Origin of the sequence: Limnobacter sp. MED105 (assembly GCF_000170915.1) — a bacterium.
GTDB lineage: Bacteria > Pseudomonadota > Gammaproteobacteria > Burkholderiales > Burkholderiaceae_B > Limnobacter.
Map to the genome: position 1 here is coordinate 14,554 of NZ_ABCT01000021.1, position 25,434 is coordinate 39,987.

The 25,434-nt window shown below is 51.7% G+C and carries 24 protein-coding genes and 1 pseudogene; 9 read left to right on the forward strand and 16 right to left on the reverse strand.

What is annotated here, in order from left to right; all coding sequences use genetic code 11:
• Positions 1 to 17: 17 nt before the first annotated feature.
• The 4 genes from LMED105_RS14340 (at position 18) to LMED105_RS14355 (ending at position 4,511) form a co-directional block, all read left to right on the forward strand.
• The gene (locus tag LMED105_RS14340) at positions 18 to 992 is read left to right on the forward strand and encodes a complex I NDUFA9 subunit family protein (protein WP_040513638.1); all 975 of its coding nucleotides are present in this window, start codon (positions 18 to 20) and stop codon (positions 990 to 992) included.
• Positions 993 to 1,115: 123 nt separating this feature from the next.
• On the forward strand, positions 1,116 to 2,297 hold the full coding sequence (locus LMED105_RS14345) for an aspartate aminotransferase family protein (protein WP_040513640.1): 1,182 nt from the start codon (positions 1,116 to 1,118) through the stop codon (positions 2,295 to 2,297).
• A 37-nt stretch (positions 2,298 to 2,334) separates the two neighbouring features.
• Positions 2,335 to 3,246 carry an ornithine carbamoyltransferase gene (gene argF, locus LMED105_RS14350; RefSeq protein WP_008252656.1) on the forward strand — a complete coding sequence of 304 codons (912 nt, stop codon included), beginning with the start codon at positions 2,335 to 2,337 and terminating at the stop codon, positions 3,244 to 3,246.
• A 35-nt stretch (positions 3,247 to 3,281) separates the two neighbouring features.
• Positions 3,282 to 4,511, forward strand: coding sequence for an argininosuccinate synthase (locus tag LMED105_RS14355; RefSeq protein ID WP_008252657.1), 1,230 nt, complete (start codon positions 3,282 to 3,284; stop codon positions 4,509 to 4,511).
• A 61-nt stretch (positions 4,512 to 4,572) separates the two neighbouring features.
• Here LMED105_RS14355 and murB read toward each other — a convergent pair whose 3' ends face one another.
• On the reverse strand, positions 4,573 to 5,598 hold the full coding sequence (gene murB, locus LMED105_RS14360) for a UDP-N-acetylmuramate dehydrogenase (protein ID WP_008252658.1): 1,026 nt from the start codon (positions 5,596 to 5,598) through the stop codon (positions 4,573 to 4,575).
• A gap of 51 nt (positions 5,599 to 5,649) precedes the next feature.
• Between murB and LMED105_RS14365 the strand changes: the two genes are divergently transcribed.
• The 4 genes from LMED105_RS14365 to LMED105_RS14380 are packed head-to-tail and all read left to right on the forward strand — an operon-like array spanning position 5,650 to position 10,494.
• Entirely contained in the window at positions 5,650 to 6,135 is a 486-nt protein-coding gene (locus tag LMED105_RS14365) for a YajQ family cyclic di-GMP-binding protein (protein WP_008252659.1), read from the forward strand.
• Between the two features lie 20 nt (positions 6,136 to 6,155).
• A complete protein-coding gene (locus LMED105_RS16940) occupies positions 6,156 to 6,758 on the forward strand; it encodes a hypothetical protein (protein WP_008252660.1) in 603 nt (200 codons plus the stop codon).
• Positions 6,759 to 6,780: 22 nt separating this feature from the next.
• A complete protein-coding gene (pepN, locus tag LMED105_RS14375; RefSeq protein WP_008252661.1) occupies positions 6,781 to 9,495 on the forward strand; it encodes an aminopeptidase N in 2,715 nt (904 codons plus the stop codon).
• Positions 9,496 to 9,519: 24 nt separating this feature from the next.
• A complete protein-coding gene (locus tag LMED105_RS14380; RefSeq protein ID WP_040513641.1) occupies positions 9,520 to 10,494 on the forward strand; it encodes a class 1 fructose-bisphosphatase in 975 nt (324 codons plus the stop codon).
• 44 nt (positions 10,495 to 10,538) lie between these two features.
• Here LMED105_RS14380 and LMED105_RS14385 read toward each other — a convergent pair whose 3' ends face one another.
• Positions 10,539 to 12,134, reverse strand: a complete 1,596-nt coding sequence (locus LMED105_RS14385; RefSeq protein WP_008252664.1) for a M48 family metallopeptidase — start codon at positions 12,132 to 12,134, stop codon at positions 10,539 to 10,541.
• A 142-nt stretch (positions 12,135 to 12,276) separates the two neighbouring features.
• Here LMED105_RS14385 and moaC point away from each other — a divergent pair, with 142 nt between their 5' ends.
• Entirely contained in the window at positions 12,277 to 12,747 is a 471-nt protein-coding gene (gene moaC / locus LMED105_RS14390) for a cyclic pyranopterin monophosphate synthase MoaC (RefSeq protein ID WP_008252665.1), read from the forward strand.
• Between the two features lie 3 nt (positions 12,748 to 12,750).
• On the opposite strand, the gene LMED105_RS14395 is transcribed toward moaC, so the two are convergent.
• The 14 genes and pseudogenes from LMED105_RS14395 to miaB form a co-directional block, all read right to left on the reverse strand.
• Positions 12,751 to 13,254 (reverse strand): pilin, encoded by a 504-nt coding sequence (locus LMED105_RS14395; RefSeq protein WP_040513642.1) that lies wholly within the window; start codon positions 13,252 to 13,254, stop codon positions 12,751 to 12,753.
• Between the two features lie 140 nt (positions 13,255 to 13,394).
• Entirely contained in the window at positions 13,395 to 14,282 is an 888-nt protein-coding gene (sucD, locus tag LMED105_RS14400; protein WP_008252667.1) for a succinate--CoA ligase subunit alpha, read from the reverse strand.
• 53 nt (positions 14,283 to 14,335) lie between these two features.
• Positions 14,336 to 15,501 (reverse strand): annotated as a pseudogene (gene sucC / locus LMED105_RS14405) (ADP-forming succinate--CoA ligase subunit beta).
• A 268-nt stretch (positions 15,502 to 15,769) separates the two neighbouring features.
• Positions 15,770 to 16,270, reverse strand: coding sequence for a regulatory protein RecX (locus LMED105_RS16545; RefSeq protein WP_008252670.1), 501 nt, complete (start codon positions 16,268 to 16,270; stop codon positions 15,770 to 15,772).
• A 58-nt stretch (positions 16,271 to 16,328) separates the two neighbouring features.
• Positions 16,329 to 17,408, reverse strand: coding sequence for a recombinase RecA (recA, locus tag LMED105_RS14415; RefSeq protein WP_008252672.1), 1,080 nt, complete (start codon positions 17,406 to 17,408; stop codon positions 16,329 to 16,331).
• Between the two features lie 62 nt (positions 17,409 to 17,470).
• Positions 17,471 to 17,968, reverse strand: coding sequence for a CinA family protein (locus LMED105_RS14420; protein WP_156799715.1), 498 nt, complete (start codon positions 17,966 to 17,968; stop codon positions 17,471 to 17,473).
• A gap of 8 nt (positions 17,969 to 17,976) precedes the next feature.
• On the reverse strand, positions 17,977 to 18,444 hold the full coding sequence (locus tag LMED105_RS14425; protein ID WP_008252674.1) for a phosphatidylglycerophosphatase A: 468 nt from the start codon (positions 18,442 to 18,444) through the stop codon (positions 17,977 to 17,979).
• A 35-nt stretch (positions 18,445 to 18,479) separates the two neighbouring features.
• Entirely contained in the window at positions 18,480 to 19,556 is a 1,077-nt protein-coding gene (gene thiL, locus LMED105_RS14430) for a thiamine-phosphate kinase (protein ID WP_008252675.1), read from the reverse strand.
• A 15-nt stretch (positions 19,557 to 19,571) separates the two neighbouring features.
• Positions 19,572 to 20,060, reverse strand: a complete 489-nt coding sequence (gene nusB, locus LMED105_RS14435) for a transcription antitermination factor NusB (protein WP_008252676.1) — start codon at positions 20,058 to 20,060, stop codon at positions 19,572 to 19,574.
• The gene (gene ribH, locus LMED105_RS14440) at positions 20,053 to 20,559 is read right to left on the reverse strand and encodes a 6,7-dimethyl-8-ribityllumazine synthase (RefSeq protein WP_008252677.1); all 507 of its coding nucleotides are present in this window, start codon (positions 20,557 to 20,559) and stop codon (positions 20,053 to 20,055) included. Before ribH ends, nusB begins: the two co-directional genes overlap by 8 nt.
• Positions 20,556 to 21,680 (reverse strand): bifunctional 3,4-dihydroxy-2-butanone-4-phosphate synthase/GTP cyclohydrolase II, encoded by a 1,125-nt coding sequence (ribBA, locus tag LMED105_RS14445; RefSeq protein WP_008252678.1) that lies wholly within the window; start codon positions 21,678 to 21,680, stop codon positions 20,556 to 20,558. The genes ribH and ribBA overlap by 4 nt, the downstream gene beginning before the upstream one ends.
• A 12-nt stretch (positions 21,681 to 21,692) precedes the next feature.
• The gene (gene lnt / locus LMED105_RS14450) at positions 21,693 to 23,243 is read right to left on the reverse strand and encodes an apolipoprotein N-acyltransferase (protein WP_008252679.1); all 1,551 of its coding nucleotides are present in this window, start codon (positions 23,241 to 23,243) and stop codon (positions 21,693 to 21,695) included.
• Positions 23,243 to 24,157, reverse strand: coding sequence for an HlyC/CorC family transporter (locus LMED105_RS14455; protein ID WP_008252680.1), 915 nt, complete (start codon positions 24,155 to 24,157; stop codon positions 23,243 to 23,245). The genes lnt and LMED105_RS14455 overlap by 1 nt, the downstream gene beginning before the upstream one ends.
• 62 nt (positions 24,158 to 24,219) lie before the next feature.
• Positions 24,220 to 25,434, reverse strand: a 1,215-nt coding sequence (gene miaB, locus LMED105_RS14460; RefSeq protein WP_008252684.1) for a tRNA (N6-isopentenyl adenosine(37)-C2)-methylthiotransferase MiaB, incomplete at its 5' end; no start/stop codon positions are given.

Below are 25,434 nucleotides of genomic sequence, written 5' to 3' on the forward strand. Positions count from 1 at the left end.
AGGTGAACGCTGTTTCTATGAGTAAGACAAAAAACGTATTGGTGATCGGTGGCTCGGGCTTTCTGGGCCAAGCTGTTTGCAATCAACTGGCCAAAGCTGGTTACCGCATCACTGTACCCACCCGCCGCTATGACAAAGCAAAGCATTTGCTGACCCTGCCAACCTGCCAGATCATTGAAGCGAATATTCACGATCGCGCCACACTGGGTCGCCTGGTGTCGGGACAGGATATTGTTGTGAATCTACTGGGTGTATTGCACAGCAAACCGGGCAAACCTTACGGTCAAAACTTTCGAGTCAATCATGTTGAATTTCCGAAAGCCCTGTGCACAGCGATGTCCAAGCACGGTGCCAAACGGATTGTTCATGTCAGCGCCTTGGGTGTGGGTGTGCAAAACCCGGCTCCATCGATGTACCTTCGCTCCAAAACCGATGGTGAAGCCGTAGTCAAGGACAGCGGACTGGCCTGGACGATTCTCCGTCCATCCGTGGTGTTTGGTCGGGAAGACAAATTCTTGAATACGTTCGCTTCGCTTGCGAAAATCGCGCCTTTTATTCCCTTGGCCGGTGCTGACGCACGCTTTCAACCTGTCTCGGTCAGTGATGTGGCCAAGGCTGTGTTTGCATGTGTCGAGGATCAAGGCAAAGACACCCTGCACAACACCTATGATTTAGTCGGTACGGAAATTTTTACCCTAAAAGAATTGGTCAAACTCTCCGCGCGGGCTGTGGGAAAAAACCCGCTGGTGTTTGGTATTCCCGATGTAGCCGCAAAAGCCCAGGCATTTTTGATGGAACTTGCGCCAGGTGAACCATTGATGAGCCGAGACAATGTCGACTCGATGAAAATCGACAATATCCGAACCTCGGGCAGAACTTTCCCTCTACCGAGCTACGAATGCTTGTCGGTGGTCGCCCATGAATACCTGAGAGCCAAGCATTTACCCTCTGATCTTGATGAATTTAGGACTCGAGCTCACCGGCAAGACTAGCCCTTAAGCCTTGATTCGTCGTACAATTTCGCTTTGCACAACGCAGCCGCACGTCGACCGATTGGCTGCGTTTGTTTTTAGAGTCCGCGTTTTGCCTGAACACTGCTGATAGAGAGTTTTACCGTGACAGACCACTTGATGAAAACCTACGCCCGCCAGCCCATTGCTTTCACCCACGGTGATGGCGCCTGGATGTGGTCAACTGATGGCAAAAAGTACCTGGATGGCTTGTCTGGTATTGCGGTAAACGGTTTGGGACACAATCACCCCAAGTTGGTGAAAGCTATCGCCGAACAAGCGGGCAAATTGATCCATACCTCCAACTTGTATGGTGTGGTTGAGCAGTCGAAACTTGCTGATCGCCTGTGTGAAATCTCGGGCATGGATGAAGCATTTTTCTGTAACTCGGGTGCGGAAGCCAATGAGGCAGCCATCAAACTGGCCAAATATTACGGTCACAAAAAAGGCATCGAGAACGCAAAAATCATCGTGATGGAACGTGCCTGGCATGGTCGAACCCTCGCCACGCTGGCAGCAACAGACAGCCCCAAGGCCAAGGTTGGTTTTGGCGAGTTGCCCGGTGGATTTGTTCGCGTACCCTACAAAAACTTTGCGGCCATTGAACAGGCTGCAGACGAGAACCCTGAAATTCAAGCGGTTTTGCTTGAGGTTCTTCAGGGCGAAGGCGGCATTAATGTGGCAGATACCGAATACTTGCAAGCTTTGCGCAAGTTGTGCACCGCCAAAGGCTGGCTGCTGATGATAGACGAAGTGCAAAGTGGCATTGGCCGCACAGGCAAGTGGTTTGGCTACCAGCACGCTGGCATTCAACCCGATGTCATTACACTGGCCAAGGGTTTGGGATCGGGCGTACCGATTGGCGCCTGCCTGGCCTGGGGTCCTGCAGCTGGTGTATTCACGCCGGGCACGCATGGCACCACGTTTGGTGGTGGCCCTTTGGTTTCAGTGGCGGCACTGGCCACAATCCAGATTATGGAAGAAGAAGGCCTGCTGGCCCATTCCGAACAAATGGGCCAGTTGATTCGCGCTGTTTTGTCGCGAGAACTGGCTGGAATTGCAGGGGTAAAGGACATTCGTGGCCGCGGCCTGATGGTGGGTGTGGAGTTGTGGAAGCCGTGTGCCGAGCTGGTTGCAATTGCACGCGACAAAGGCTTGATCATTAACGTCACCCGGGACAATGTGGTTCGCCTGTTGCCACCACTGGTGATTAAAAAAGAAGAAGCAGAAACGCTGGCCATGGAACTGGCCCCATTGATTAAAGCGTTTCTTGAACAATCCGCCTAAGGAGGAACCGGCCTGCCAGGCAAGCCGGTCTACAAAAATGCCTATCAAACATTTTTTACAGTTCAACGACATCAGCAAAGACGAGTTCGAATATTTGATGCAGTCGTCTCGCGATGTGAAAGCGAGGTTCAAGCGCTACGAGCCCTATTACCCGTTGCAGGACCGCACGCTGGTCATGATTTTCGAGAAGGCATCCACGCGCACACGGCTTAGCTTCGAGGCGGGCATGCATCAGCTGGGCGGCTCGGCGATTTACCTGAACACCAAAGACTCACAACTGGGTCGTGGTGAACCAGTGGAAGATGCTGCACAGGTTATTTCACGCATGTGCGACATTGTGATGATTCGCACCTATGAGCAGGAAATCATTGAGCGCTTTGCAGCCAACAGCCGTGTGCCTGTGATCAACGGCTTGACCAATGAATACCACCCCTGCCAAATTCTGGCAGATATTTTTACATTCATTGAACACCGCGGCAGTATTCAGGGCAAAACGGTGGCGTGGGTAGGTGACGGCAACAACATGTGTGCCACCTGGTTGCAAGCCGCGGAACTGCTGGACTTCAAGGTGAATATTTCCACGCCCAGCGATTACAACATCGACCCGGCGAAAACCAATATCAAGGGCACCCACCATGAGTGGTTTGAAGACCCGATGGACGCCTGCAAAGGCGCTGACCTGGTGACCACTGATGTATGGACCAGCATGGGTTTCGAGAATGAAAACAAGGCACGCCGCCGTGCATTTGCAGACTTTCAGGTGGACACTGAAATGATGGATGTGGCCAACCCGGAGGCCCTGTTCATGCACTGCCTGCCCGCCCACCGTGGCGAGGAAGTGGCGGCCGAAGTGATTGACGGGCCGAAAAGTGTGGTGTGGGACGAGGCAGAAAACCGCCTGCACACCCAAAAAGCCCTGATGGAATTCCTTTTGTTGGGCCGCAAGTAAGCGGACCTGTAACAACCCTTTTTGAATCGAGAACCATGAGCGACATCAATAAAGTAGTACTCGCCTATTCCGGCGGTTTGGACACCTCAGTCATTCTGAAATGGCTGCAAGACACCTATGGCTGTGAAATCGTGACATTCACCGCCGATTTGGGCCAGGGTGAAGAACTTGAACCCGCACGCCAAAAAGCACTGAAGTTTGGTATCAAGCCCGAGAATATTTACATCGACGACGTGCGCGAAGAATTCGTGCGCGATTTCGTATTCCCCATGTTCCGCGCCAATACCGTGTACGAAGGCGAATACCTGCTGGGCACCTCGATTGCCCGCCCATTGATCGCCAAGCGATTGATCGACATTGCCCGTGAAACAGGCGCAGATGCGATTTCACATGGTGCCACAGGCAAAGGCAACGACCAGGTTCGCTTCGAGCTGGGTGCCTACGCTTTGATGCCAGGCGTAAAAATTATCGCTCCTTGGCGCGAATGGGACTTGCTGAGCCGCGAGAAGCTGCTGAAGTACGCTGAAGACGCTGGCATTGAAATCGACATGAAGCACAAGAAAGGCGGTGCTCCCTATTCCATGGACGCCAACTTGCTGCACATCAGCTTCGAAGGTCGCCACCTGGAGAACCCAAGTGCAGAAGCCGAAGAGGCCATGTGGCGCTGGACCGTGAGCCCGGAAGCAGCGCCCGATGAAGCCGAGTACCTGGACATTGAATACGAGAAAGGCGACATTGTTGCCCTGAATGGCAAGAAAATGAGCCCCGCAACGGTACTGACCGAGCTGAACCGCTTGGGTGGCAAGCATGGCATTGGACGCCTTGACCTGGTTGAAAACCGCTACGTGGGCATGAAGAGCCGCGGCTGCTATGAAACTCCCGGCGGCACAATCATGCTGAAGGCGCACCGAGCGATTGAATCAATTACCTTGGACCGTGAAGTGGCGCACTTGAAAGATGATTTGATGCCCCGCTACGCCAGCATGATTTACAACGGTTACTGGTGGGCACCAGAGCGCCTCGCATTGCAAGCCTTGATTGACCAAACACAAACCACCGTGAATGGCTGGGTACGCGTGAAGTTGTACAAGGGCAATGTGATCGTAGTGGCCCGCGATTCAAAAACGGATTCCTTGTTCGATGAAAAAATCGCCACCTTTGATGAAGACGGCGGTGCCTACGATCAGGCCGACGCCGGTGGATTTATCAAACTTAATGCACTGCGCCTGCGCATTGCAGCCAATGCCAAGTTGAAACGCGGCTAATCATTTGATTATTAGCGAATAAACTTTAAAAACCGCTACCCGAACAAGGTGGCGGTTTTTTTTACATCTCGATCAAATTCGGCTCTGGTTCAAGCAACACACCAAACCGCGCCTGAACTTGGGCCTGAACATGTTCAATCAATTGTCGCAGTTCAGCACCCTGCCCCTTTCCCAAATTGACAAGAATCAGCGATTGTTTAGTGTAAACACCAACGCCGCCCAACACATACCCCTTCAAACCACACTGCTCGATTAACCAACCAGCCGCCAGCTTGACTTGGCCATGATCAGCCGGGTAATTCACTATGTTGGGAAACTGCTCAACCAAGGCTTGCACCTTTGACTCAGAGACAATCGGATTCTTGAAAAAGCTGCCGCTGTTCCCCAATACGGCCGGATCTGGCAACTTCTCGGTACGAATGGCACTGATCACCTTAAACAAGTTCAAAGGAGTCAGTTTTCCCGGTCCAGCCACACGCTGGGCCACATCACCGTAACCCAACACGGGCTGCCACTGCACTGGCAAGGCGAAATCTACCGCTGTAATCACATAACGACCCTGCGCAGCATGCTTGAAAACGCTGTCGCGATAGGCAAACTCACATTCATCCAGATTGAAAATACATTCCTTTTGAACATCCAAATCAAATACGTGCACTGCTGAAACGCGGTCTTTGAGTTCAACGCCGTAGGCTCCGATGTTCTGCACCGGGCTTGCACCCACGCATCCTGGAATCAAGGCAAGGTTTTCAAGCCCACCCCAGCCCATGGCCACCGTCCACTCCACTGTGTGGTGCCAGTTTTCGCCAGCCCAAACCCTCAAATGGTGATGAACCCCATCGCAGCCCAAATATCGGCGGCCTTTTAGTGCAACCTTCCAAATCGTTGCGTCTACCTGCGGGCTGGTAAACACCGTATTGCTGCCTTCACCCAACAACAGAAAAGGCTGTCCTTCCTGCCTGACGCGGGCAAAAGCCATTAGATCGTCCTGATTGGTCAACAAACGCAGCTCTCGGGCACGGGCAGGTAAACCAAAGGTGTGCAAGGGTTGCAGATCGACGCTGTGGGTGGCAGTGAGGGCTGACATAGGGGATGGTCTAGCGATTACAATGAGGCATTATGCTTGAAGGAATGAACTATGCCGTCTTTTGATGTGGTCTGCAAACCGGACTTGATCGAATTGCGCAATGCGGTTGATCAGGTGAACAAAGAAATTGGTACCCGCTTTGATTTCAAAGGCTCCGATTCCAAAGTCGAATTGAATGAAAACACCATCATGGTATATGCCGACGATGATTTCAAACTTGAACAGGTCGCCGAGATTATTCGCAACAAGTGCGCGAAACGAAATGTGGATGTTCGCTTCCTGACTTTTGACAAGAAAGAGAAAGTATCGGGCGATAAAATCAAGCAGACAGTGACTGTGAAAAACGGGCTGGACAAAGACTTGGCCAAGCAAGTTGTGAAGGAAATCAAAGACAGCAAGATGAAAGTACAGGCCAGCATTCAGGGCGACACCGTACGTATTCAAGGCGCAAAGCGCGACGACCTGCAAAGTGCGATTGCCCTGCTGAAACAAAAAGTAACCGAGACACCCCTGGGTTTCGAAAATTTCCGCGACTAAATTACCTCGAAGGACACGCCATGAGCGCAGACCATTCACACGATCACCATCATGATCACGAGCACGGCCCGGACTGTGGCCACAACCACGATGTGGTCTACAACAAGGTGGTTAAGGCCAATCACAAAGTGGCTGCTGTGTTGCTTCGCAATGCGAAAACCATTGAACTGACTTTTGATGAGCGCCAAGAAGTGCCTCACGATGTGAAAGCCACCGATGGCAGCACACTGATTTGCCACCTGCATGACACCGTGGAAGTAGGAGACAAGTTGGTGTCGAACACCAACGAGTGGGCGATTGTGGCAGCCGCGAAAGAAGAGCTGTTTGAAGTAGCGCGAGGCCAGAAAGGCTTTGAAGAATTTCTTCATGTGGCTGGCCTGAACTTTTGGCCGGTTCAGTTAAATGAAACCGGCGCGCGCGTTGTGGCAAGCCACGAATGCATGCACATGCTTGAGCATTTTGAATTGAAGTTCAGCACACTGACTGCAGCCATGCTGGAAATTGTGGTGCCGGAACTGAAACACCACGATTGCTGTGACCATGATCACGGACATGATCATGACCATGGACATTCGCACGCTCATGAACACAAACACGGACCAGACTGCGGTCACGACCACTAAGTAGTAACAAGGAATTCCCGGCATGAGAGACGCACAAGTACCTATCACCTTTTATCGCAAGGATTACACAGCGCCGAACTACAAGATCAGTCGCACTGATTTGACGTTCACGCTGAATCCGTCGCGCACCAAGGTGGCAAGTCGCCTGGAATTTCAAGTGTGGGACCATTCATACCCTGACAACTTGCCACTTGAACTGGATGGGGAAGACCTTGAGCTGGATCAAGTGCTGCTCAATGGTGAAAAGCTGGATACCACCCGCTACACTCAAAGCCCTACTGGCCTGACCATCCATCAACCCGGCCGAGAAGGCGTGCTGGAAGTGACCGTCTACATTCAACCCGACCAAAACACGCGGCTTGAAGGCCTGTATGTGTCCAACGGCAACTTTTTCACACAATGTGAGGCTCAAGGTTTCAGACGTATTACCTATTTCCCTGACCGTCCGGACGTACTTAGCCAGTTCACAGTCACCCTGATTGCGAACGAGGCCACGCACCCTGTCAGTTTGTCCAATGGCAACTTGATAGAGGAAAAGAAGCTGAGGGAGGGCTTGCACATGACACGTTGGGAAGACCCATTTCCCAAGCCTGCCTACCTGTTTGCCTTGGTGGCCGGTCGCTTTGTGTGCCAAGAAGAAACTGTAAAGAAAGGCAATGGCAAACCGGCATTGCTTCAAGTGTGGGTTGAACCGGGCAACCTGGACAAAACTGACTTTGCGATGCAGAGCCTGAAGAAGTCGATCGACTGGGACCGTGAACGGTTTGGCCTTGATCTGGACTTGGACAGGTTCATGATTGTGGCCACAGCCGATTTCAACATGGGCGCCATGGAAAACAAGGGTTTGAATATTTTCAATACCAAGTTTGTGTTTGCAAACCCAGAACTGGCCACAGACATTGATTTCGAGAACGTCGAAAGCGTGGTGGGCCACGAGTACTTTCACAACTGGACCGGCAACCGGGTGACCTGTAGAGACTGGTTTCAACTCTCGTTAAAAGAAGGCTTGACTGTATTCCGCGACCAAGAGTTTTCTGCAGACATGATGGCCGAAGGGCTGGATGAAGTGCAGGCAGATTCTGCACGCGCGGTAAAACGGATTGAAGATGTGAAGGTGCTGCGCGCCGCACAGTTTCCTGAGGATGCCGGCCCAATGGCCCATCCAATTCGACCTGACAGCTATCAGGAAATCAACAATTTCTACACAGTGACTGTGTACGAGAAAGGCGCCGAAGTTATTCGCATGCAGCACACGTTGCTGGGAGAGCAGTTGTTTCAGCGTGGCATGCAAATTTATTTTGAACGCCACGATGGTCAGGCAGTGACCTGCGAAGATTTTGTCAGCGCCATGGAAACTTCCCTGCAGGAAGCGCATCCAGAACTCGATTTAAAGCAGTTTCGTCATTGGTATTCACAGGCGGGTACCCCAGAAGTATCCGCAAGCTGGAAGCAAACCAATGGCCAACTTGCACTGACCTTGAAACAAAACTGCCGCCCTACCCCAGGTCAAGTGAGCAAACCCGCTTTTCACATTCCTGTGAAATTGGGTTTTGTAGAAAAAGCCAGTGGTCGCGATATGCCACTACAACTTGAAAACAATGCCGGTGCCCTACATGGGGATGTACTCGACTTTACTGAGCACACGCAAACATTCGTATTCACTGGGTTGGATGCAACTGTAGTACCCTCGCTGCTGCGCGGATTTTCGGCACCCGTTATCCTGCAAACCACGCACACCACGGATGACCTCATCTTTTTGGCAGGTCACGACAATGACCCATTCAACCGCTGGGATGCATGCCAGAAAATTTATGGCAAAGCCATTTTGGACATTTACCTGCAACGCGGGCAAACCGACGGTACAAACACCCAGGCTGCCGTGCAAATTGTGGAAAACTTGCTGAACGACAAGCAATTGTCAGACGGCTTTTTGGCTTTGGCCTTGCAGTTGCCCAGTGAAGGCACTCTGCTTGAAGCATTCGACGGACTGGTAGACCCCGTCGCCATGCATTTCGCACGTTCGACCTTGCGCGACTTGTTGGCATGCACCTTCGGGGCTGACTTCAAGGCGATTTATGAGGCACGCAACGTAACCGGACAACCGTACAACTACAATGCAGTGGCCGCAAGCCAGCGTGCGCTGAAAAATGTGGCTTTGGCCTATTTGGTGACAGCTGGTGCAGACGAAGAAATGAATGTGGCAAAGTTGCAGTATGCGGCCTCGAACAACATGACCGACCGCATGGCTGCACTGAGCAATATTGTGCACAACGGTCCGGGTAACCCACCGGAGTTGGCGGAGTTTTTCGAACGCTTTAAAAATGAAGCGCTGGCTGTTGACAAGTGGTTTATGTTGCAGGCCACTGTGCCTGCCAGCAATGAAAACGTGAACACTTTACAGGCGGTACGTGAACTACTGAAACACCCGTCCTTTACCCTGAAAAACCCGAATCGTGCTCGCTCGCTTCTGGCTGCTTTCGCGATGCAAAACCCCAGTGTGTTTCACTCGCATTCAGGGGAGGGTTATGCCCTGTGGGCCGACCTTGTCATTGAACTGAACACCATTAACCCACAAGTTGCCGCGCGAATGGCACGTGGCCTGGACCGCTGGACCAAGCTGGTACCCGCTTTGCAAGAAAAAGCGCACAAACAACTAGAACGTATATTAAACACAGACAAATTGTCGCCAGATGTACGGGAAGTGATTGGCAAGGCGCTAGACGCTGCTACCCATTAATTTTGAATTGAACAGAGGACAACAATGAGTATGAATTTGGCGCAATACCTTGAACACCATGCCGATGCACACATGGGCGTGCTGATCTCGGCCATTGCCGACGTATCGCAATCCATCTCTGCTGCGGTTCACAAAGGGGCGCTGGGCGGCGTATTGGGTAGCGCAGGTTCAGAAAATATTCAGGGCGAAACCCAAAAAAAGCTCGACATCATTGCCAATGACATGATTCTGGATGCACTTGCTGCAACCGGTGTTGTTGCGGGTATGGCCTCTGAAGAACTGGACGACTGTTCCCCAGTACCTGGGCACTCGGATCGCCCATTTCTTGTACTTTTTGACCCCTTGGATGGCTCGAGCAATATTGATGTAAACGTGTCGATTGGCACTATTTTCTCCATCCTACCCAATCCAGATGTGGGAGAAATTACCAATGAAAGCTTCTTGCAGCCTGGTACCGAACAACTGGCTGCAGGTTATGTGGTGTACGGCCCCCAAACCTCGCTGGTACTGACGTTTGGCAAGGGCGTTGTGGCCTTTACACTGGACCGTGAGGCAGGCCAGTATATCCAAACCAGCGAGAGTATGGACATACCAGAAGACACCAAAGAATTTGCCATCAACATGTCGAATCAGCGTCACTGGTATCAGCCAGTGCAGCGTTATATTGCTGAATTGCTCGAAGGGAAAACCGGGGTGCGCGGCAAAGACTTCAACATGCGCTGGATTGCCTCCATGGTGGCGGATGTGCATCGTGTGCTGACCAGGGGTGGTATTTTTATGTACCCCAAAGACCTGCGTGACCCCAACAAACCTGGCAAACTGCGCCTGATGTATGAAGCCAACCCGATGAGCTTGCTTGTAGAACAAGCCGGGGGCAAAAGCTTTGATTCAACCCAGCGAATTCTGGACATACAACCCACTGATTTACACCAACGCTGTGCAGTGATGCTGGGTTCGGCCAATGAAGTACAACGAGTCAGTGATTATCACAAAGAATGACATTGATTGGCTTCACGATTAACTACCAAACCTAGCAACCACAATTAGTTGCCAAACTTGGCGAATTCACGCTCAGCATCGGCTTTGCGCTTGTATTCGCGTTGTTTGGCATCAATTTCCGCAAGCAAGTAATAGTTGTCTTTCGCGTAACGCTTGGCAATTTCAGCCTGTTCAATCGCGGGCAAATAGGCTTGGCGTGCATTGTAGGACTGAGCCAAGGCCATGTGATGTTCCGCTGGTTTTCTCAAGGCCAAGGCACTTTGGGCTAGCAAATCAAACACCTCCGGTACCGAGCGATAGGCCTGGGAAAGCTCTTTCAGGTATGCATCTGACTCGGCAAACAGCCCCAAACGCTGCAGGCCCTCGGCATACATAAGACGGACTGACATTTCACTTTTAAATTCATTTCGCAAGGCTGTCAGTTGCCCAAGCGTGGCCTTTTCCTGCGCATTCAAGGCCGAGCGGTCACGTACAGGACGCCGGTCCATGGGTGCCGAGGCCAAGGGTAAGCTTACATCCATAGCCATTCGCATGCGTTGACTTTGAAGCAGCAAGGGAACCTCGGTTTTCTTGACCACAGATTGCCCAGATTTGAACAACTCGATGGCCTTTTCACTGGCTGCCAGGGCCTCCTGCTTACGCCCCATCGAATTCAACACGAGTGAGCGACCATAAGTTAAAGCAACTGGATCTTTGATGCCCTCTTGCTCGTTGGGTGATTCGAAAGTTCGCAAACGATCAGCCAACTGCTGATTACTTCGTTCTGCAAACACGATGGACTTCACCCGTATAAGCTCAAATTCCAGGCTTGACTGGTTTTGATTTCGATTTGAGCTGCTTTCCAGGCCAGCCCGGTTACGAATATCAGCAATTCGCTCGGTGGTTAGCGGATGAGTGCGCAAATAAGAAGGCGCATTGTTTTCGTATAGACGGGATGCTGTTTGCAAACGCCCAAAAAAATCAACCATGCCCTGGGTATCAAAACCCGCTTGCTGAAGGGTTAAAAATCCAACCCGATCTGCTTCCCGCTCCGCGTCACGAGAAAAAGACAATTGCTGATCGATGGAGTAGCCTGCACCGGCCGCCATGAGGCCGGAAGCCGCCTGGGGATTAGAACCAGCAACCAGTAATGCTGCAATCATGGCGGCAGTGGCCACAAGGCTGGTTTGCTTTTGCTGCCCAAACCGGCGGGCAATGTGGCGTTGGGTTACGTGCCCCACTTCGTGAGCCAACACAGAGGCCAATTCAGATTCTGTTTGAGAGGCTGCGATTAGTCCAGTATGCACACCAATATAGCCGCCGGGCATGGCAAATGCATTCACTGATTTGTCGGTGACCAGAAAAAACTCAAAATTGGACGGAGATTCCGATGCAGCTTGAACAATCTTGTTGCCCAATCGACTGATGTAAGCCGTGATCTCAAGATCAGTGTTTACCGCTCCAAAAGCCCGGTAATCCTTCATGATTAACGCGCCCAACCGGCGCTCGTCCTGAACAGAAAGCTCAGCCCCGCCGGCATCACCCAGGCTAGGCAAGTTATTCAAGCCGTCCGCATGCGCGATCGGCGACAACATGGAAGACAGCAGCAGGGTACTGCACAGCACACTCGCAACACTTTTCCTAAAATCAAGACGCATCATGGGCTTTTTACGGTGGTAGTGTGGGTATGATAGCGCGATGAAAAACAAGTTCAATCAACTTCCGGTTTGCAGCAAGGTTTCCTTGGGTAAATTTAGGTAAACGCCTTGAAGTTGATTGATTAGTCAGCAGGGGATTACAACAATGAACGGACTTACGCACTTTGACCAGGAAGGCAATGCACACATGGTCGATGTGGGCGGGAAAAGTGAAACCGAACGCAAAGCGGTGGCCACTGGCACCATACAGCTGGGGAACGAGGCCTACCAGGTTTTAAAGGCCGGAACGGCCAAAAAAGGCGATGTACTGGGAGTAGCAAGGATCGCAGCCATTCAAGGTGCAAAACGTACGTCTGATCTTATTCCTCTTTGTCACCCGCTACCCCTGACAAGGTTGGCAGTTGAATTTGAACTGAACGATGAACTCTGCGAGGTTCATTGCACCTGCACCGCACAAACCGTGGGCAAAACCGGCGTGGAAATGGAAGCCCTGACCGGTGTTCAGGTAGGGCTTCTCACCATTTACGACATGCTGAAAGCGATCGACAAAGGCATGGTGATGACTCAAACCAAACTCGTTGAAAAACGCGGTGGCAAGAGTGATTTCACTCGGTAAACTTTAGTTAACGTTGTTGTTACGACAGGCCGCGGGAAGATAGCGCCGGAACTCCGGAGTAACGTTGGTCACGCAACGCCATTCACCCACTGGCTGCAACGGGTCTGTGTGCCTTGCACCTCCCGTGAAGGGAATAAGGGCAATGAAATTGTTGGCAACGATACCGGCAGCGACCGTGTTGGCTTGAAAAGTAACCTGAATTCTACCGTTTGCCCCCACAAGCAATTGACGTGCGTACTGACTTTGCGCAGCCACGTTGGACTGACACCCCGCATCACCAGCGTTGGCTGGCCATGCGTTTGTTGTGGCTGTGTATTCAATAATGCCTGCCTTGCAAGACTGGGCAATATTCATTAACTCGGTAACCTTTGCACGGTTCAAGTAATCTTGAAACGCAGGGATGGCAATGGCCGACAGCACGCCAATAATTGCAATGCCAATCATCAGCTCGATCAGGGTGAAGCCCTTAGAAACCTGACTTCGGGTAAAAGCTCTGGGATTATTCATCGTCGCATTCCTCACATCGAAAAGTGGTGTTGAGAGACCATTCTTCGGTGTTCAGTCTGCTTGAAGTACCCCCGCTAGGGTTAAAAAGAAAAACCCCACCATTCTGAGTGAATGGTGGGGTTTTTATAGACCCAGACGAATTACGCCCCGATTGCCTTCTTCAGCAATTGACCCATCACGGACGGGTCTTTGGTCACGGTAATGCCGCACTCTTCCATAATTGCCAGTTTTTCCTGAGCGGTGCCTTTACCGCCCGAGATAATGGCGCCAGCATGACCCATGCGCTTTCCGGGGGGGGCTGTGACACCAGCGATGAACCCAACAACAGGCTTCTTCATGTTGTCTTTCACCCACAAGGCTGCCTCTTCCTCGTCGCTACCACCAATTTCACCAATCATAACCACTGCATCGGTGTCGGGATCATCGTTGAACATTCGCATCACGTCGATGTGCTTCAGCCCGTTCACGGGGTCACCACCAATACCCACGGCTGTAGACTGACCCAAGCCCAACTCACTCAACTGACCCACCGCTTCATAGGTCAAAGTACCGGAACGAGACACAACACCGATACGACCCTTTTTGTGAATGTGGCCGGGCATGATACCAATTTTGATTTCATCGGGCGTGATGACGCCTGGACAGTTTGGCCCGACAACGATGGTTTTACGTCCTTCCCTACGCATGCGATCACGCACTTCGATCATGTCGCGAACGGGGATGCCTTCAGTGATACAAATCACCAAATCCAGATCAGCCTCAACGGCTTCCCAAATGGCAGCCGCAGCGAAGGGAGGCGGAACGTAAATGACAGATGCGTTGGCACCAGTCTGTTTTTTGGCATCGGCCACGGTGCCATAAATGGGCACACCCTCGAAATCTTCGCCAGCTTTTTTGGGGTTTACACCTGCGACAAAACAGTTCTTGCCGTTGGCGTATTCACGGCACATACGCGTGTGAAACTGACCAGTTTTACCAGTAATACCTTGGGTAATTACCTTGGTGTCTTTGTTAATGAGAATAGACATTGTGAAAATCCTTTTTCGTGTTGAATGGCTGTCAAATGTGGAGCACCAGGCGCTTAAGCGCCTTTGGTCGCAGCCACCACTTTTTGCGCAGCCTCGCCCATGGTGTTCGCTGCAATAATTGGCAAACCGGATTCAGCCAAAATTTTCTTGCCCAAGTCTTCGTTTGTACCTTTCATGCGCACAACCAAGGGAACCGACAAACCCACCGCTTTCGATGCAGCCACCACGCCGTCTGCAATCACGTCGCAACGCATGATGCCGCCGAAGATGTTCACCAAAATGGCTTTTAGATTGGGGTTTTTCAACATAATTTTGAAAGCTTCAGTCACTTTCTCCGTGGTGGCACCGCCGCCCACATCCAAGAAGTTGGCAGGCTCACCACCGAACAACTTGATGGTGTCCATGGTGGCCATGGCCAAACCAGCACCGTTCACCAGGCAACCAATATTTCCATCCAGACTGATATAGCTTAGATCGAACTTGCTGGCTTCAATTTCAGCAGGATCTTCTTCGGCCAGATCGCGCAAGGCGACGATTTCGGGATGACGATGCAAGGCATTGGAATCGAAGTTCAGCTTCGCGTCCAGTGCGATGATGTCGCCAGAGCCAGTCAGGATCAGTGGGTTGATTTCGGCCAGGCTGGCGTCAGTTTCCCAAAATGCCTTGTACAAACCCTGAAACGCCACTCGCGCTTTGGCAACAGAACCTGCTGGGATACCAATTTTTACGGCCAGATCGTCTGCTTCGGAGTCGGTTAGGCCTGCAACCGGATCTACGTACACCTTGTGAATCAATTCAGGCGTGTGTTCCGCCACCTCTTCAATTTCCATGCCGCCTTCACTAGATGCCATGACGCAAACACGCTGCGTAACACGGTCAACCACCATGCCAACGTAGTATTCTTTTTTGATGTCGGCACCCTCTTCAACCAGCAAGCGGCTGACTTTCTGGCCTTCTGGGCCTGTTTGATGGGTGATCAACTGCATGCCCAGAATTTGGCTGGCATACGTTTTTACATCGTCCATGCTCTTTGCCACTTTCACGCCACCGCTTTGCCGCGACCACCTGCGTGAATTTGCGCCTTCACCACCCAAACCGGGCCGCCCAGTTTTTCTGCGGCAGCAATCGCCTCGTCGATTGAAAAACAGGGATAGCCGGTAGGAACAGCTACACCATACTTCTTCAGAATTTCCTTGCCTTGATACTCGTGAATCTTCATTTGAATTCCTTGCTGGGAAAGTTAATGCAAATCGGCTAGGCGCAACAAGGCGACCAAACTGACAACATTGTAAAGTGGAGAGTGTTTTTTTCGCGTGACAGCGCAAGCGGGTTCTCGGACGTAAAGCCGAGGCAAGGATGAGGCATGCCGGGCATGCTATGAAGGTTTTTATCCATCTCTTTCTTTGCTTCTTGTGTCGTTGAATAACGCTTCGTTATTTAACTAGACTATCACTTCTATGGAAACACATAAGCCGAGGTGGATCATATCACGCATTGGATTTGAACTCAGCTAGAATGCGCCGCCAGGCGCGTTCAATGTTGCCAAATTCAAACCCACGGGCTGAAAGAGCCCGATAAACCTTGGATTTTAAAACCAACAATTGAGCTTGATCAACAGCAGACTCCACGCCTAAAACGCTCTCCAGGCTTGAAAACTGCCTGCGCTTGATCCAGTCGAAGGCCCGGTCCTCTTCAGTACTCAAAATTTGGGGTTCTGAATCATCGTTCGAAAGCGATTTAACGCCTGCCAAACCGTGTTGCCCCAACTCAGCGGCAATCGCACGGTCCCCAAATGTGGGCGCACGCCTGCGAAACAGACTTAGTTTGAAACGCTCATCGGATTGAAATTGATGTGAAGTTGCCCATTCAATGGCGTCCTCTACCTCAGTGGGTTCATAACCACGCTGCAGTAACTTGGCGCGAAGTTCAGTTTGACTGTGTTCCCTGCGGGCCAGGAGTGCCACAACTTTCGATTTTGCGGACGCCACAGGTTTGCTCGAACCTGTGGCACTTCCAAATGAACGCCTGTTTGACTTAACTGGCAACTTATTCGGCGTCTTCGACTTCATTCTTTTTCTTGGTCACCGGCGCTGCGGCTGCTTCTTCAAGCAAGCGCACCCCCAGCTTTTCGCGGATCTTATTCTCGATTTCAGCCGCCATCACTGGGTTGGCTTTCAAAAAGTCGCGAGCGTTGTCTTTGCCTTGACCGATTTTTTCACCGTTGTAGGAATACCAGGCACCCGCTTTGTCGACAAATCCGTGCAACACGCCCAGGTCAACAACTTCACCTTCTCGTGACGTTCCCTGACCGTAAAGAATATCGAACTCCGCCTGTTTGAAGGGAGGACTCACCTTGTTTTTTACGACCTTGACCCGGGTTTCGCTGCCAATTACTTCCTCACCCTTTTTGATAGAGCCGATTCGACGAATATCCAGGCGAACAGAGGAATAAAACTTCAGGGCATTACCGCCAGTCGTAGTCTCGGGGCTGCCGAACATGACGCCAATTTTCATTCGAATTTGGTTAATGAAAATAACCAGACAATTGGTACGCTTGATGTTCGCAGTTAATTTACGCAAGGCTTGGCTCATTAGTCGGGCTTGAAGACCTGGCAAGGAGTCGCCCATGTCGCCTTCGATTTCAGCCTTGGGTGTCAGCGCTGCCACGGAGTCAACAATCACCAAATCAACTGAGCCTGACCGAACCAGGGCATCCACGATCTCGAGTGCCTGTTCACCTGTGTCAGGCTGGGAAATCAACAAATCGGGCAAATTAACGCCCAATTTGGCGGCGTATTGAACATCGAGCGCGTGTTCAGCATCGATAAAAGCACAGGTGCCGCCCAGTTTTTGCATTTCAGCAATGACTTGCAAGGTCAATGTGGTTTTACCGGAGGATTCAGGGCCGTAGATTTCTACAACTCGACCGCGCGGAAGACCGCCGATGCCCAACGCAATGTCGAGCCCCAAGGAACCGGTGGATACAGACTGGATGTCGTCGATGATCTCGTTTTCACCAAAACGCATGATACTGCCCTTGCCAAACTGCTTTTCAATTTGGCTAAGCGCAGCGGCCAAGGCTTTGACTTTTTCTGAGGATTGGTTTTTGGTTCTGAGATCTTCCATGGTCTGCCTTCAACTGAATTGGGTTTCGATTTCTGAATTATTGCACAGTTTTTACTGTAAATCTATACAGCCTTTTTGAGTGATACTTTTGACAGAATGGTTAACCCGGCTTGTACCGCCTGTTGACGAACGGCGTCGCGATCACCTTCAAAAACATGGTGAAAAGCCTCGATCGACTTGTGTCGAACCGCCAAACCAAACCACACAGTGCCAACTGGCTTACCCGCCGAGCCACCTCCAGGGCCGGCGATACCAGACACTGACAAACAACAGTCCACACCCAAGGCAATCATTCCGCCATTGGCCATTTCTTTGACGCATTCTTCACTGACTGCGCCGTGTTGTTCCAAAGTCGACTCGCGCACATAAACCGACTTCATTTTTACTTTGTTTGAATAGGTGATCAACCCGCCCTCAAACCAGTCACTGGAGCCCGGAAGGCTGGTCAATGCTGAACCAAGCCCACCCCCAGTGCAGGATTCGACTACACCGAGCTTGCCAGCCGATGCATTGAATGTGTCCGCAATTTGCAGCAAGAGTGCTTTGTCAAGAGTGGTCAAAGTTGAATTCACTTCAAAAAGTACAAATAGACAGCCAGCATCAACAAAGTCATGAAAGCCGCGACGATGTCATCGAACATTACACCAAAACCATTTTTCCAGTGTCGATCGAACCAGCGAATGGGCGGAGGTTTCACCATATCAAAAAATCTGAACAGTGCCACGCAGGCCAATTGCTCCGTGGGGCTGGAAAAATGATTAGAAGCCACAAACAACACCAGCCAGATCGCAACGATTTCATCCCAGACGATACCCCCGTGATCGATAATTCCCAATGCTTTTCCTGTGATTTGGCAAGCCCAGGCACCTGCGATGAAGGCACCACCAATTACCCAAGCCCATTGACCAGCAGCCAAGTAGGGGTCCAGCCACACATACAAAAGCCAACCCATCAATGTGCCAAAGGTTCCGGGCAAAACCCACGCCAAACCACTACCAAACCCCAATGCCAACAAGTGCGCCGGATGGGCCAGCATAAACCGCCAGTCAGGTCGAGAACGGTGGATTGAGCTCAATTCTGGGTCTCGGCAAAATGGTTGTAAGAACGGGCAGATACTCGAGTACGATCCGCGCTTGGCGATTGAAGCCAAATGCCGCTTCCGGGCTCAATGAAACCCACACAATGCAGACCTCCCCCAAAGGATTGTATTGCATCGTGGTGGTTCGGGTGGGCTGTCCAACACAATTCAAAATCATCGCCACCCTTCAGAGTTTGAGTCACCAAAATTTTCAACAATTCAGCCGCATCGGCACGTTGGCAGATCTCTGGCCAACGTTCTCGCCACATTGATTCCAGGGACGACTGGACGAGTACCGCAGACACGTCGCTTGCTTTGGAAATATGGGCCAAATCGCCACTCAAACCATCGGACAGATCAAGGCACGCGCTGGCAAGTCCATGTAGTCGTACCCCAAGCTCAAGGCGTGGAAGCGGCGTGCCAAGCTGAATTACAGCGCTCTGGCGGAGATGTGCCGGCATCGCATCCAGCAAAACCTGAACCTGATGCAATTCGGTACCCTGACAACATTCCGCCAAGCGGTCTCGTCTTTGGTATTCAAGCAAAAGCCCCAAACGGGCGAGCCCTGGTGTGCCACTCAGCCAGACTTCTTCGCCGATTTTTGCGTGCGCCCGGTTGAATCCACGGTGTGTAATCGGGGCCTGTCCAAACACGGTGATTGAAAGAGTTTTCGATGGATTGGGGCCAGATGAAGTGGTATCACCACCTACCAATGGGCAGTTAAACCGGGTAGCAACATCGAGCAAACCAGCAGAAAAATCGGCAAGCCAACTTTCATTGATTTCGGGCAAACTCAAATTCAGCGTAAAACCAAGAGGACTCGCCCCGCTGGCAGCGAGATCGGAGAGGTTACAGGCTAAGGCTTTCCAACCAGTCGCATGAGGCGAGTCATCTGAAAAAAAATGAACACCCTCCACTAAGGTGTCGGTGGAAGTGTATAGATGGTGGCCAGGTAAAAGTTGGAGGGTGGCACAGTCGTCTCCGATACCAACCAGCACCGTGTTGGCATTGGCCCGTGCAAGCCTGCCAAAAGGAGTTTTGAAATAGCGATGAATAAGGTCGAATTCCAAAACGCCTCTTGAATATTAGCTGGACTGACTGTTCGCCTGCGCCTTGATTTCGGAATCGCGCGCCTGGGCGGCTACCTTGTCGAGCACGCCATTAACGAACTTGAATGCGTCAGTGCCCCCGAAAGTTTTGGTCAACTCAACAGCCTCGTTGATCACCACTCGATAGGGAATTTCAGCGTGCGTATTCATTTCATGACTGGCCAGTACCAGCACGGCTTTCTCCACCGGGCTAAGCTCGCCCCATGGGCGATCAATGAACGGCTGAATTTGATGCATCAAGTCTTCCAAGTGGTGCACCGAACCGTGCAACAGCGACTCGTAATGCTCGCGATCGGCCTTGTCAAAACCAGGCGCATCACGAATGTGCGCATCGACTTCACCGACTTCTGTGGGATTTAAAAACCATTGATACAAGCCCTGCAAAGCCAACTCACGCGATCGTCGACGAGCGTTGCGCGTGTGGCCTTGCCTCTTGCCCGAATCAGGCTTGCTGGCTTCACTCATCGTCTTCTTCCTCGTCATCAACGCCGGGCAGGTTGTCGTCCAGCGTCATCATTAAATTGCCCATTTCCACGGCGCAGCGGGCGGCATCAACCCCCTTGTCTTCAATTCGCTCGATCGCCTGATCCTCGGTGTAGGTTGTCAACACCATGTTCACCACGGGAACATCGTGCGCCAAGGCCACGCTTGAAATGCCGCGGGCACTTTCCCCACATACGATTTCAAAATGATAGGTGTCACCCTTGATTACGGCACCCAGGGCAATCAAAGCATCAAACTCACCAGAAAACGCCAGACGCTGCAATGCGATTGGAATTTCCATTGCGCCGGGCACGGTGATGTGCAAGATATCTTCGTTCAGCACACCCAAGCGCAGCAATTCGCTGCAACAGGCGGCCCAAAGACCATTGGTAATTTCTTCGTTGAAGCGGGCCTGAACCACACCCACGCGAATGCCATCGCCATTCAAATTAGCAGGCACACTTCCTGGACTGTTGCTCATTTCGTTTCTCCGTTGACATAACCTGACACTTCCAAATCAAACCCGGTCATGCTTGGCATTTTCCGTGGTCGGGACAGCAATTTCATTTTGTTGACACCCAGATCACGCAGAATTTGCGCTCCGATACCGTAAGTGCGCAAGTCAGGGTTTGATCCTGCTCCTTTTCGCGCGGTTATGCCGCGCTGCTCGATGTCATCCAGCGAGGCAAACTGCCCCAACAAGCGATCAGAAGACACATCGCAGTTCAGAAGCACAATTACACCTGCCCCCTCTTCCACCACTTTCTTCATGGCCGCTGGGATGGAGAAGGAGTGTTCGGACAAATTCACTTCAAGAAAATCGATCAACGAAGTAGGTTCGTGCACACGCACCAAAGCCTCGGTGTCTGGATTCAGTTGACCATACACCAACGCAAAGTGTGCGCTGCCTGTAGGTTTGTCACGGAAGGAAATACACTTGAATTGACCCTGTACTGTGTCAATAACACGTTCGTGCATACGCTCGATCAGCGACTCTTTGGTACTGCGGTACTGAATGAGGTCCGCAATGGTGCCAATCTTCAGGTTGTGTTCTTTGGCGAATTCCACCAGATCGGGCAAACGGGCCATGGTGCCGTCGTCTTTCATGATCTCGCAAATAACCGAGGCCGGGCTAAGGCCAGCCATGGCAGCCAGGTCGCAACCCGCTTCAGTGTGCCCGGCGCGCATGAGGACTCCGCCATTCACTGCCGTCAGAGGAAAAATATGACCGGGCTGTACCAAGTCTTCTGGCTTGGAGTTCTTGTTAACCGCCACACGAATGGTGTGGGAGCGATCTGCTGCAGATATGCCAGTCGACACACCTTCTGCGGCTTCGATGGAGACCGTGAAATTGGTACCGTGAGAGGAGCCATTGGCTGCCACCATGGGGCGCAAGCCCAGCTCGCGACAACGAGCTTCGGTCAATGTCAGACAAATGAGGCCACGGCCATACTTGGCCATGAAATTGATGGCCTCTGGCGTAACAAAGTCTGCGGCCAACACAAGGTCTCCCTCGTTTTCACGGTCTTCCTCGTCGACGAGAATAACCATGCGGCCTGCACGCATTTCTTCAACGATTTCGTTGACTGGACTAATTGACATGGCTTTTAAATTTTACAGATTGATTGAATGGGCTCTATTGTAAGCCCTCAGGCGCCATTCACGCACGCACAGCAGTAGAAGGACCACTCCCCAAATTGAAAACCACAGGCGATCGCCCCACTTTGCGAAAAAGGTTTTACCCAACCGGCCTTCGACTTGCCCCGACCACACCAAGGCCTGCCCGGGCTCAACGCGCTGGGTCCACTGGCCGTGCTCGTTCACAATACCGGACACTCCCGTATTGGTGACACGCAAGCCAGGCTTGCGGTGTTCAGCCGACCGGGTACGGCCCATTTGAGCATGCTGATCAAGAGCCCAGGACTGACCAAACCAGGCAAGATTGCTCAAATTCACAAACATGGACGGTTCTTGGGTGGAATTGGCGACCAATCCTGCAAACTCACCACTAAAAATATCTTCGTAACACACTGTGGAAGCCAAGGCATTGCCGCGGACCATGAAAGGCTTTAGAGGACCTGACCCGGAGGTGAACTCGCCCATGGGCATATTCAACATGGCCACAAACCATTTGAAGCCAAGTGGAATAAATTCACCGAACGGCACCAAATGCCTTTTGTCATGGCGTGTTTCTGGCACCTCAAGCGCTTCCAAGGCCTCGTTACCTTGAAACATGACAATGGAGTTGAAATATCGAGAACCCTCTTGAATGGCCGATCCCATGATCACGGCAGTTTCGCCCGGCGTTGCAAAGTCGCGAAATGTGGTTCTCCATTCAACCGGGGTGTCGGTCCACACCAATGGATTCACCGTTTCGGGAAACACAAGCAAACCGCCCCCCTGCTGGGACAGCTGTTGCTTGGCCACATCGCCCAAGGCGAAGGCTTTTTGCATGTTCGAGACAATCAGATCAGGATCAAACTTGATGCTTTGATCGACATTGGTTTGCACCCCGACCACGGTCAGAGGACTTGCACTTCGGGTTTTCACAGGTACCTGCACCAGCACCAGCAAGCCACCCAACACAGCAGCCGCTGCAAACACCTTGCTGGGTCGGCGATTCATTACAAAAGAGAGAACAAGATGAGCAAACAGCATCAATACAAACAAACTGCCGTAGCTGCCCAACCAAGGCAACAAGTTGGTAAATGGGGAATCGACCAAAGCGTCGCCTAGTCCCAGCCAGGCAAAACCGGTCATGAATGTGCCACGAGCCCATTCAAAAAACGTCCAAAGGGCAGCCCAAAGCAATGCGTTAAATGTTGTGCCAAGTAACGACTGCTCGCGCAGAACCGAAAAACGACAGTAAATCCACAAGGCCAAGGCAGGAAAAAGTGCCAAATAAAGCGTAAAGGCGGCAATGGCCGCCCAAGCCAGCATGGAAGGCAAACCACCATAGGTGTGCAGGCTAATGTGCAACCATGAAACACCAAAGCCGTAGGCCGACCAACCAAATGCCAGGCCGGTCAGCCAAGGGCGGCTGGTTTTCCGGGCCACAAAAGGCAACACTGCGAGCAGCACCAAGCCAAGCCACCACAGGGAAAGTGGGGCGAATGACAACACCCAAGGCGCCCCCAAAAACGCGCCTGCCAAAAAGGAGTACATCAAGTGGGCCTGTCGTAGTCGGAGTTCTCGGTGAATGAATTGGTATTGGTGTTATCGGGTGCAGGTTCAATTTTCTGAACCCGAAGCAGGTGCACTTGCCGAGCGTCTGCACGCAATACTTCAAAGCGAAAAGGTGGCAATTCAACCACATCGCCACGCGCGGGCAGGCGCGCCAGTTGGTCGGTCAGCAATCCGCCCAAGGTATCTGCATGCTCATTTGAAAACTCGGTTCCAAATGTTTCATTGAACTGTTCAATCGTGGTTAACGCTTTGACGCGATATAGGCCCAACTGATCTCCGCCGAGGCTCACGATATTGTCGGCTTCTTCATCAAAGTCATACTCGTCTTCAATGTCGCCCACAATTTGCTCAAGCACGTCTTCGATGGTCAGCAAGCCAGCTACTCCACCATATTCATCAACCACAAGGGCGATGTGATTTCGGTTCAGGCGAAAATCATGCAGCAATACATTCAAGCGTTTGCTTTCAGGAATAAAGACCGCCGGGCGCAACATGTCTCGTAAATTGACTTCTGAGTCGGCATGTATGCGAAGCAGGTCCTTGGCCAGCAAGACACCGATTACGTTGTCACGTTCGCCCTCGTACACCGGGAAACGTGAATGCGCCTTTTCAACTGCAAAAGCCACAATTTGGTCGATAGAATCTTCAGCGTTGATCGCATCCATCTGCGCCCGGGGCACCATGATGTCTCCCGCAGACAGGTCGCTAACCTGCATGACACCCTCAATCATTGAGAGCGCATCAGCGTCCAGTAGATTTCTTTCATGGGCCTGTTGTAGCACTTCCAACAGTTGCTCCCTGTCCTCAGGCTCGCGAAGCAACAACGAAGACAAACGTTCTAGCAGGCCCCGTTCTTTTTTACTGGGGACCTGCGACGGACTCGGTTCTGACATACGGGAGGATAAACCTCTGCAAACAATAACGGCTCAAGGATAACCGAAAAAAATGACGGATATCAGGCAGCCGTGATCGGCACCTGTCCGCGCAAGGAATTGGGATAAGCCTCCACAATGTCTAATTCAACGATTTGCCCCACCATGCGAGCATTTCCTGCAAAGTTAACCACCCGGTTGTTCTCGGTCCGCCCTGCCAACTCGGCGGGGTCTTTTCTGGATGGACCTTCAACCAACACCTTTTGACGTGTACCCACCATGGACTTGCTGATGCTGGTGGCGTGGTCTTGAATTGTTTTTTGGAGGCGCGCCAAACGCTTGAGTTTGGTCACTTGGTCAACACCGTCCTCAAGATCCGCCGCAGGCGTTCCGGGGCGTGGGCTGTATACGAAGGAAAACGAAGTGTCGAAACCCACGGCATTGATCAGGTCCATGGTTTTCTCGAAATCGGCCTCGGATTCACCTGGGAATCCCACGATGAAATCAGAAGACATTGAAATATTTGGGCGAATTTCACGCAGTTTGCGAATGATCGACTTGTATTCCAGTGCGGTATATCCGCGCTTCATTGCTGAAAGTATTCGGTCCGAACCCGCCTGAACAGGCAAATGTAGATGATCCACCAGTTTGGGCAACTTGGCATATGCCTGAATAAGGCGCGGACCAAACTCCTTGGGGTGCGAGGTGGTAAAGCGAATCCGCTCAATACCTGGCACTTCCGAGACATATTCAAGCAACAGCGCAAAATCTGCAATTTCGCTGGTATCGCCCATCTTCCCGCGATAGGCATTCACGTTTTGCCCCAGCAAATTGATTTCCCGCACACCCTGGTCTGCGAGATCAGCGATTTCTACCAGAACATCATCAAACGGACGGGAAATTTCCTCACCGCGCGTGTAGGGCACCACACAGAAACTGCAATACTTGCTGCAACCTTCCATGATGGATACAAATGCAGTGGCACCAGTGTTCTTGGCCAAGGGTAAATTATCGAACTTTTCAATTTCAGGAAAAGAAATGTCCACTTGGGGCCGGTGTGTGTCTCGGCGCTGCTTGATCAGTTGCGGCAATCGGTGCAGCGTTTGAGGACCAAACACCACATCCACATACGGGGCGCGGTCAACAATCGCCTTGCCTTCCTGGCTGGCCACGCAACCGCCCACGCCAATAATCAGGTTGGGGTTGGATTTTTTCAGGTGTTTGACACGACCCAAATCGCTAAACACTTTTTCCTGTGCTTTTTCACGCACCGAACAAGTGTTGAACAAAATAATATC

Bases quoted from the DNA above. Each gene is read 5' to 3' on its own strand.
- LMED105_RS14340 (WP_040513638.1), top strand. From the start codon at position 18: ATGAGTAAGACAAAAAACGTATTGGTGATCGGTGGCTCGGGCTTTCTG.
- argF (WP_008252656.1), top strand. From the start codon at position 2,335: ATGCCTATCAAACATTTTTTACAGTTCAACGACATCAGCAAAGACGAG.
- LMED105_RS14355 (WP_008252657.1), top strand. From the start codon at position 3,282: ATGAGCGACATCAATAAAGTAGTACTCGCCTATTCCGGCGGTTTGGAC.
- murB (WP_008252658.1), bottom strand. From the start codon at position 5,598: ATGTCAGCCCTCACTGCCACCCACAGCGTCGATCTGCAACCCTTGCAC.
- LMED105_RS14365 (WP_008252659.1), top strand. From the start codon at position 5,650: ATGCCGTCTTTTGATGTGGTCTGCAAACCGGACTTGATCGAATTGCGC.
- LMED105_RS16940 (WP_008252660.1), top strand. From the start codon at position 6,156: ATGAGCGCAGACCATTCACACGATCACCATCATGATCACGAGCACGGC.
- pepN (WP_008252661.1), top strand. From the start codon at position 6,781: ATGAGAGACGCACAAGTACCTATCACCTTTTATCGCAAGGATTACACA.
- LMED105_RS14380 (WP_040513641.1), top strand. From the start codon at position 9,520: ATGAGTATGAATTTGGCGCAATACCTTGAACACCATGCCGATGCACAC.
- LMED105_RS14385 (WP_008252664.1), bottom strand. From the start codon at position 12,134: ATGATGCGTCTTGATTTTAGGAAAAGTGTTGCGAGTGTGCTGTGCAGT.
- moaC (WP_008252665.1), top strand. From the start codon at position 12,277: ATGAACGGACTTACGCACTTTGACCAGGAAGGCAATGCACACATGGTC.
- LMED105_RS14395 (WP_040513642.1), bottom strand. From the start codon at position 13,254: ATGAATAATCCCAGAGCTTTTACCCGAAGTCAGGTTTCTAAGGGCTTC.
- sucD (WP_008252667.1), bottom strand. From the start codon at position 14,282: ATGTCTATTCTCATTAACAAAGACACCAAGGTAATTACCCAAGGTATT.
- recA (WP_008252672.1), bottom strand. From the start codon at position 17,408: ATGGAAGATCTCAGAACCAAAAACCAATCCTCAGAAAAAGTCAAAGCC.
- LMED105_RS14425 (WP_008252674.1), bottom strand. From the start codon at position 18,444: ATGCTGGCCCATCCGGCGCACTTGTTGGCATTGGGGTTTGGTAGTGGT.
- nusB (WP_008252676.1), bottom strand. From the start codon at position 20,060: ATGAGTGAAGCCAGCAAGCCTGATTCGGGCAAGAGGCAAGGCCACACG.
- ribH (WP_008252677.1), bottom strand. From the start codon at position 20,559: ATGAGCAACAGTCCAGGAAGTGTGCCTGCTAATTTGAATGGCGATGGC.
- ribBA (WP_008252678.1), bottom strand. From the start codon at position 21,680: ATGTCAATTAGTCCAGTCAACGAAATCGTTGAAGAAATGCGTGCAGGC.
- lnt (WP_008252679.1), bottom strand. From the start codon at position 23,243: ATGTACTCCTTTTTGGCAGGCGCGTTTTTGGGGGCGCCTTGGGTGTTG.
- LMED105_RS14455 (WP_008252680.1), bottom strand. From the start codon at position 24,157: ATGTCAGAACCGAGTCCGTCGCAGGTCCCCAGTAAAAAAGAACGGGGC.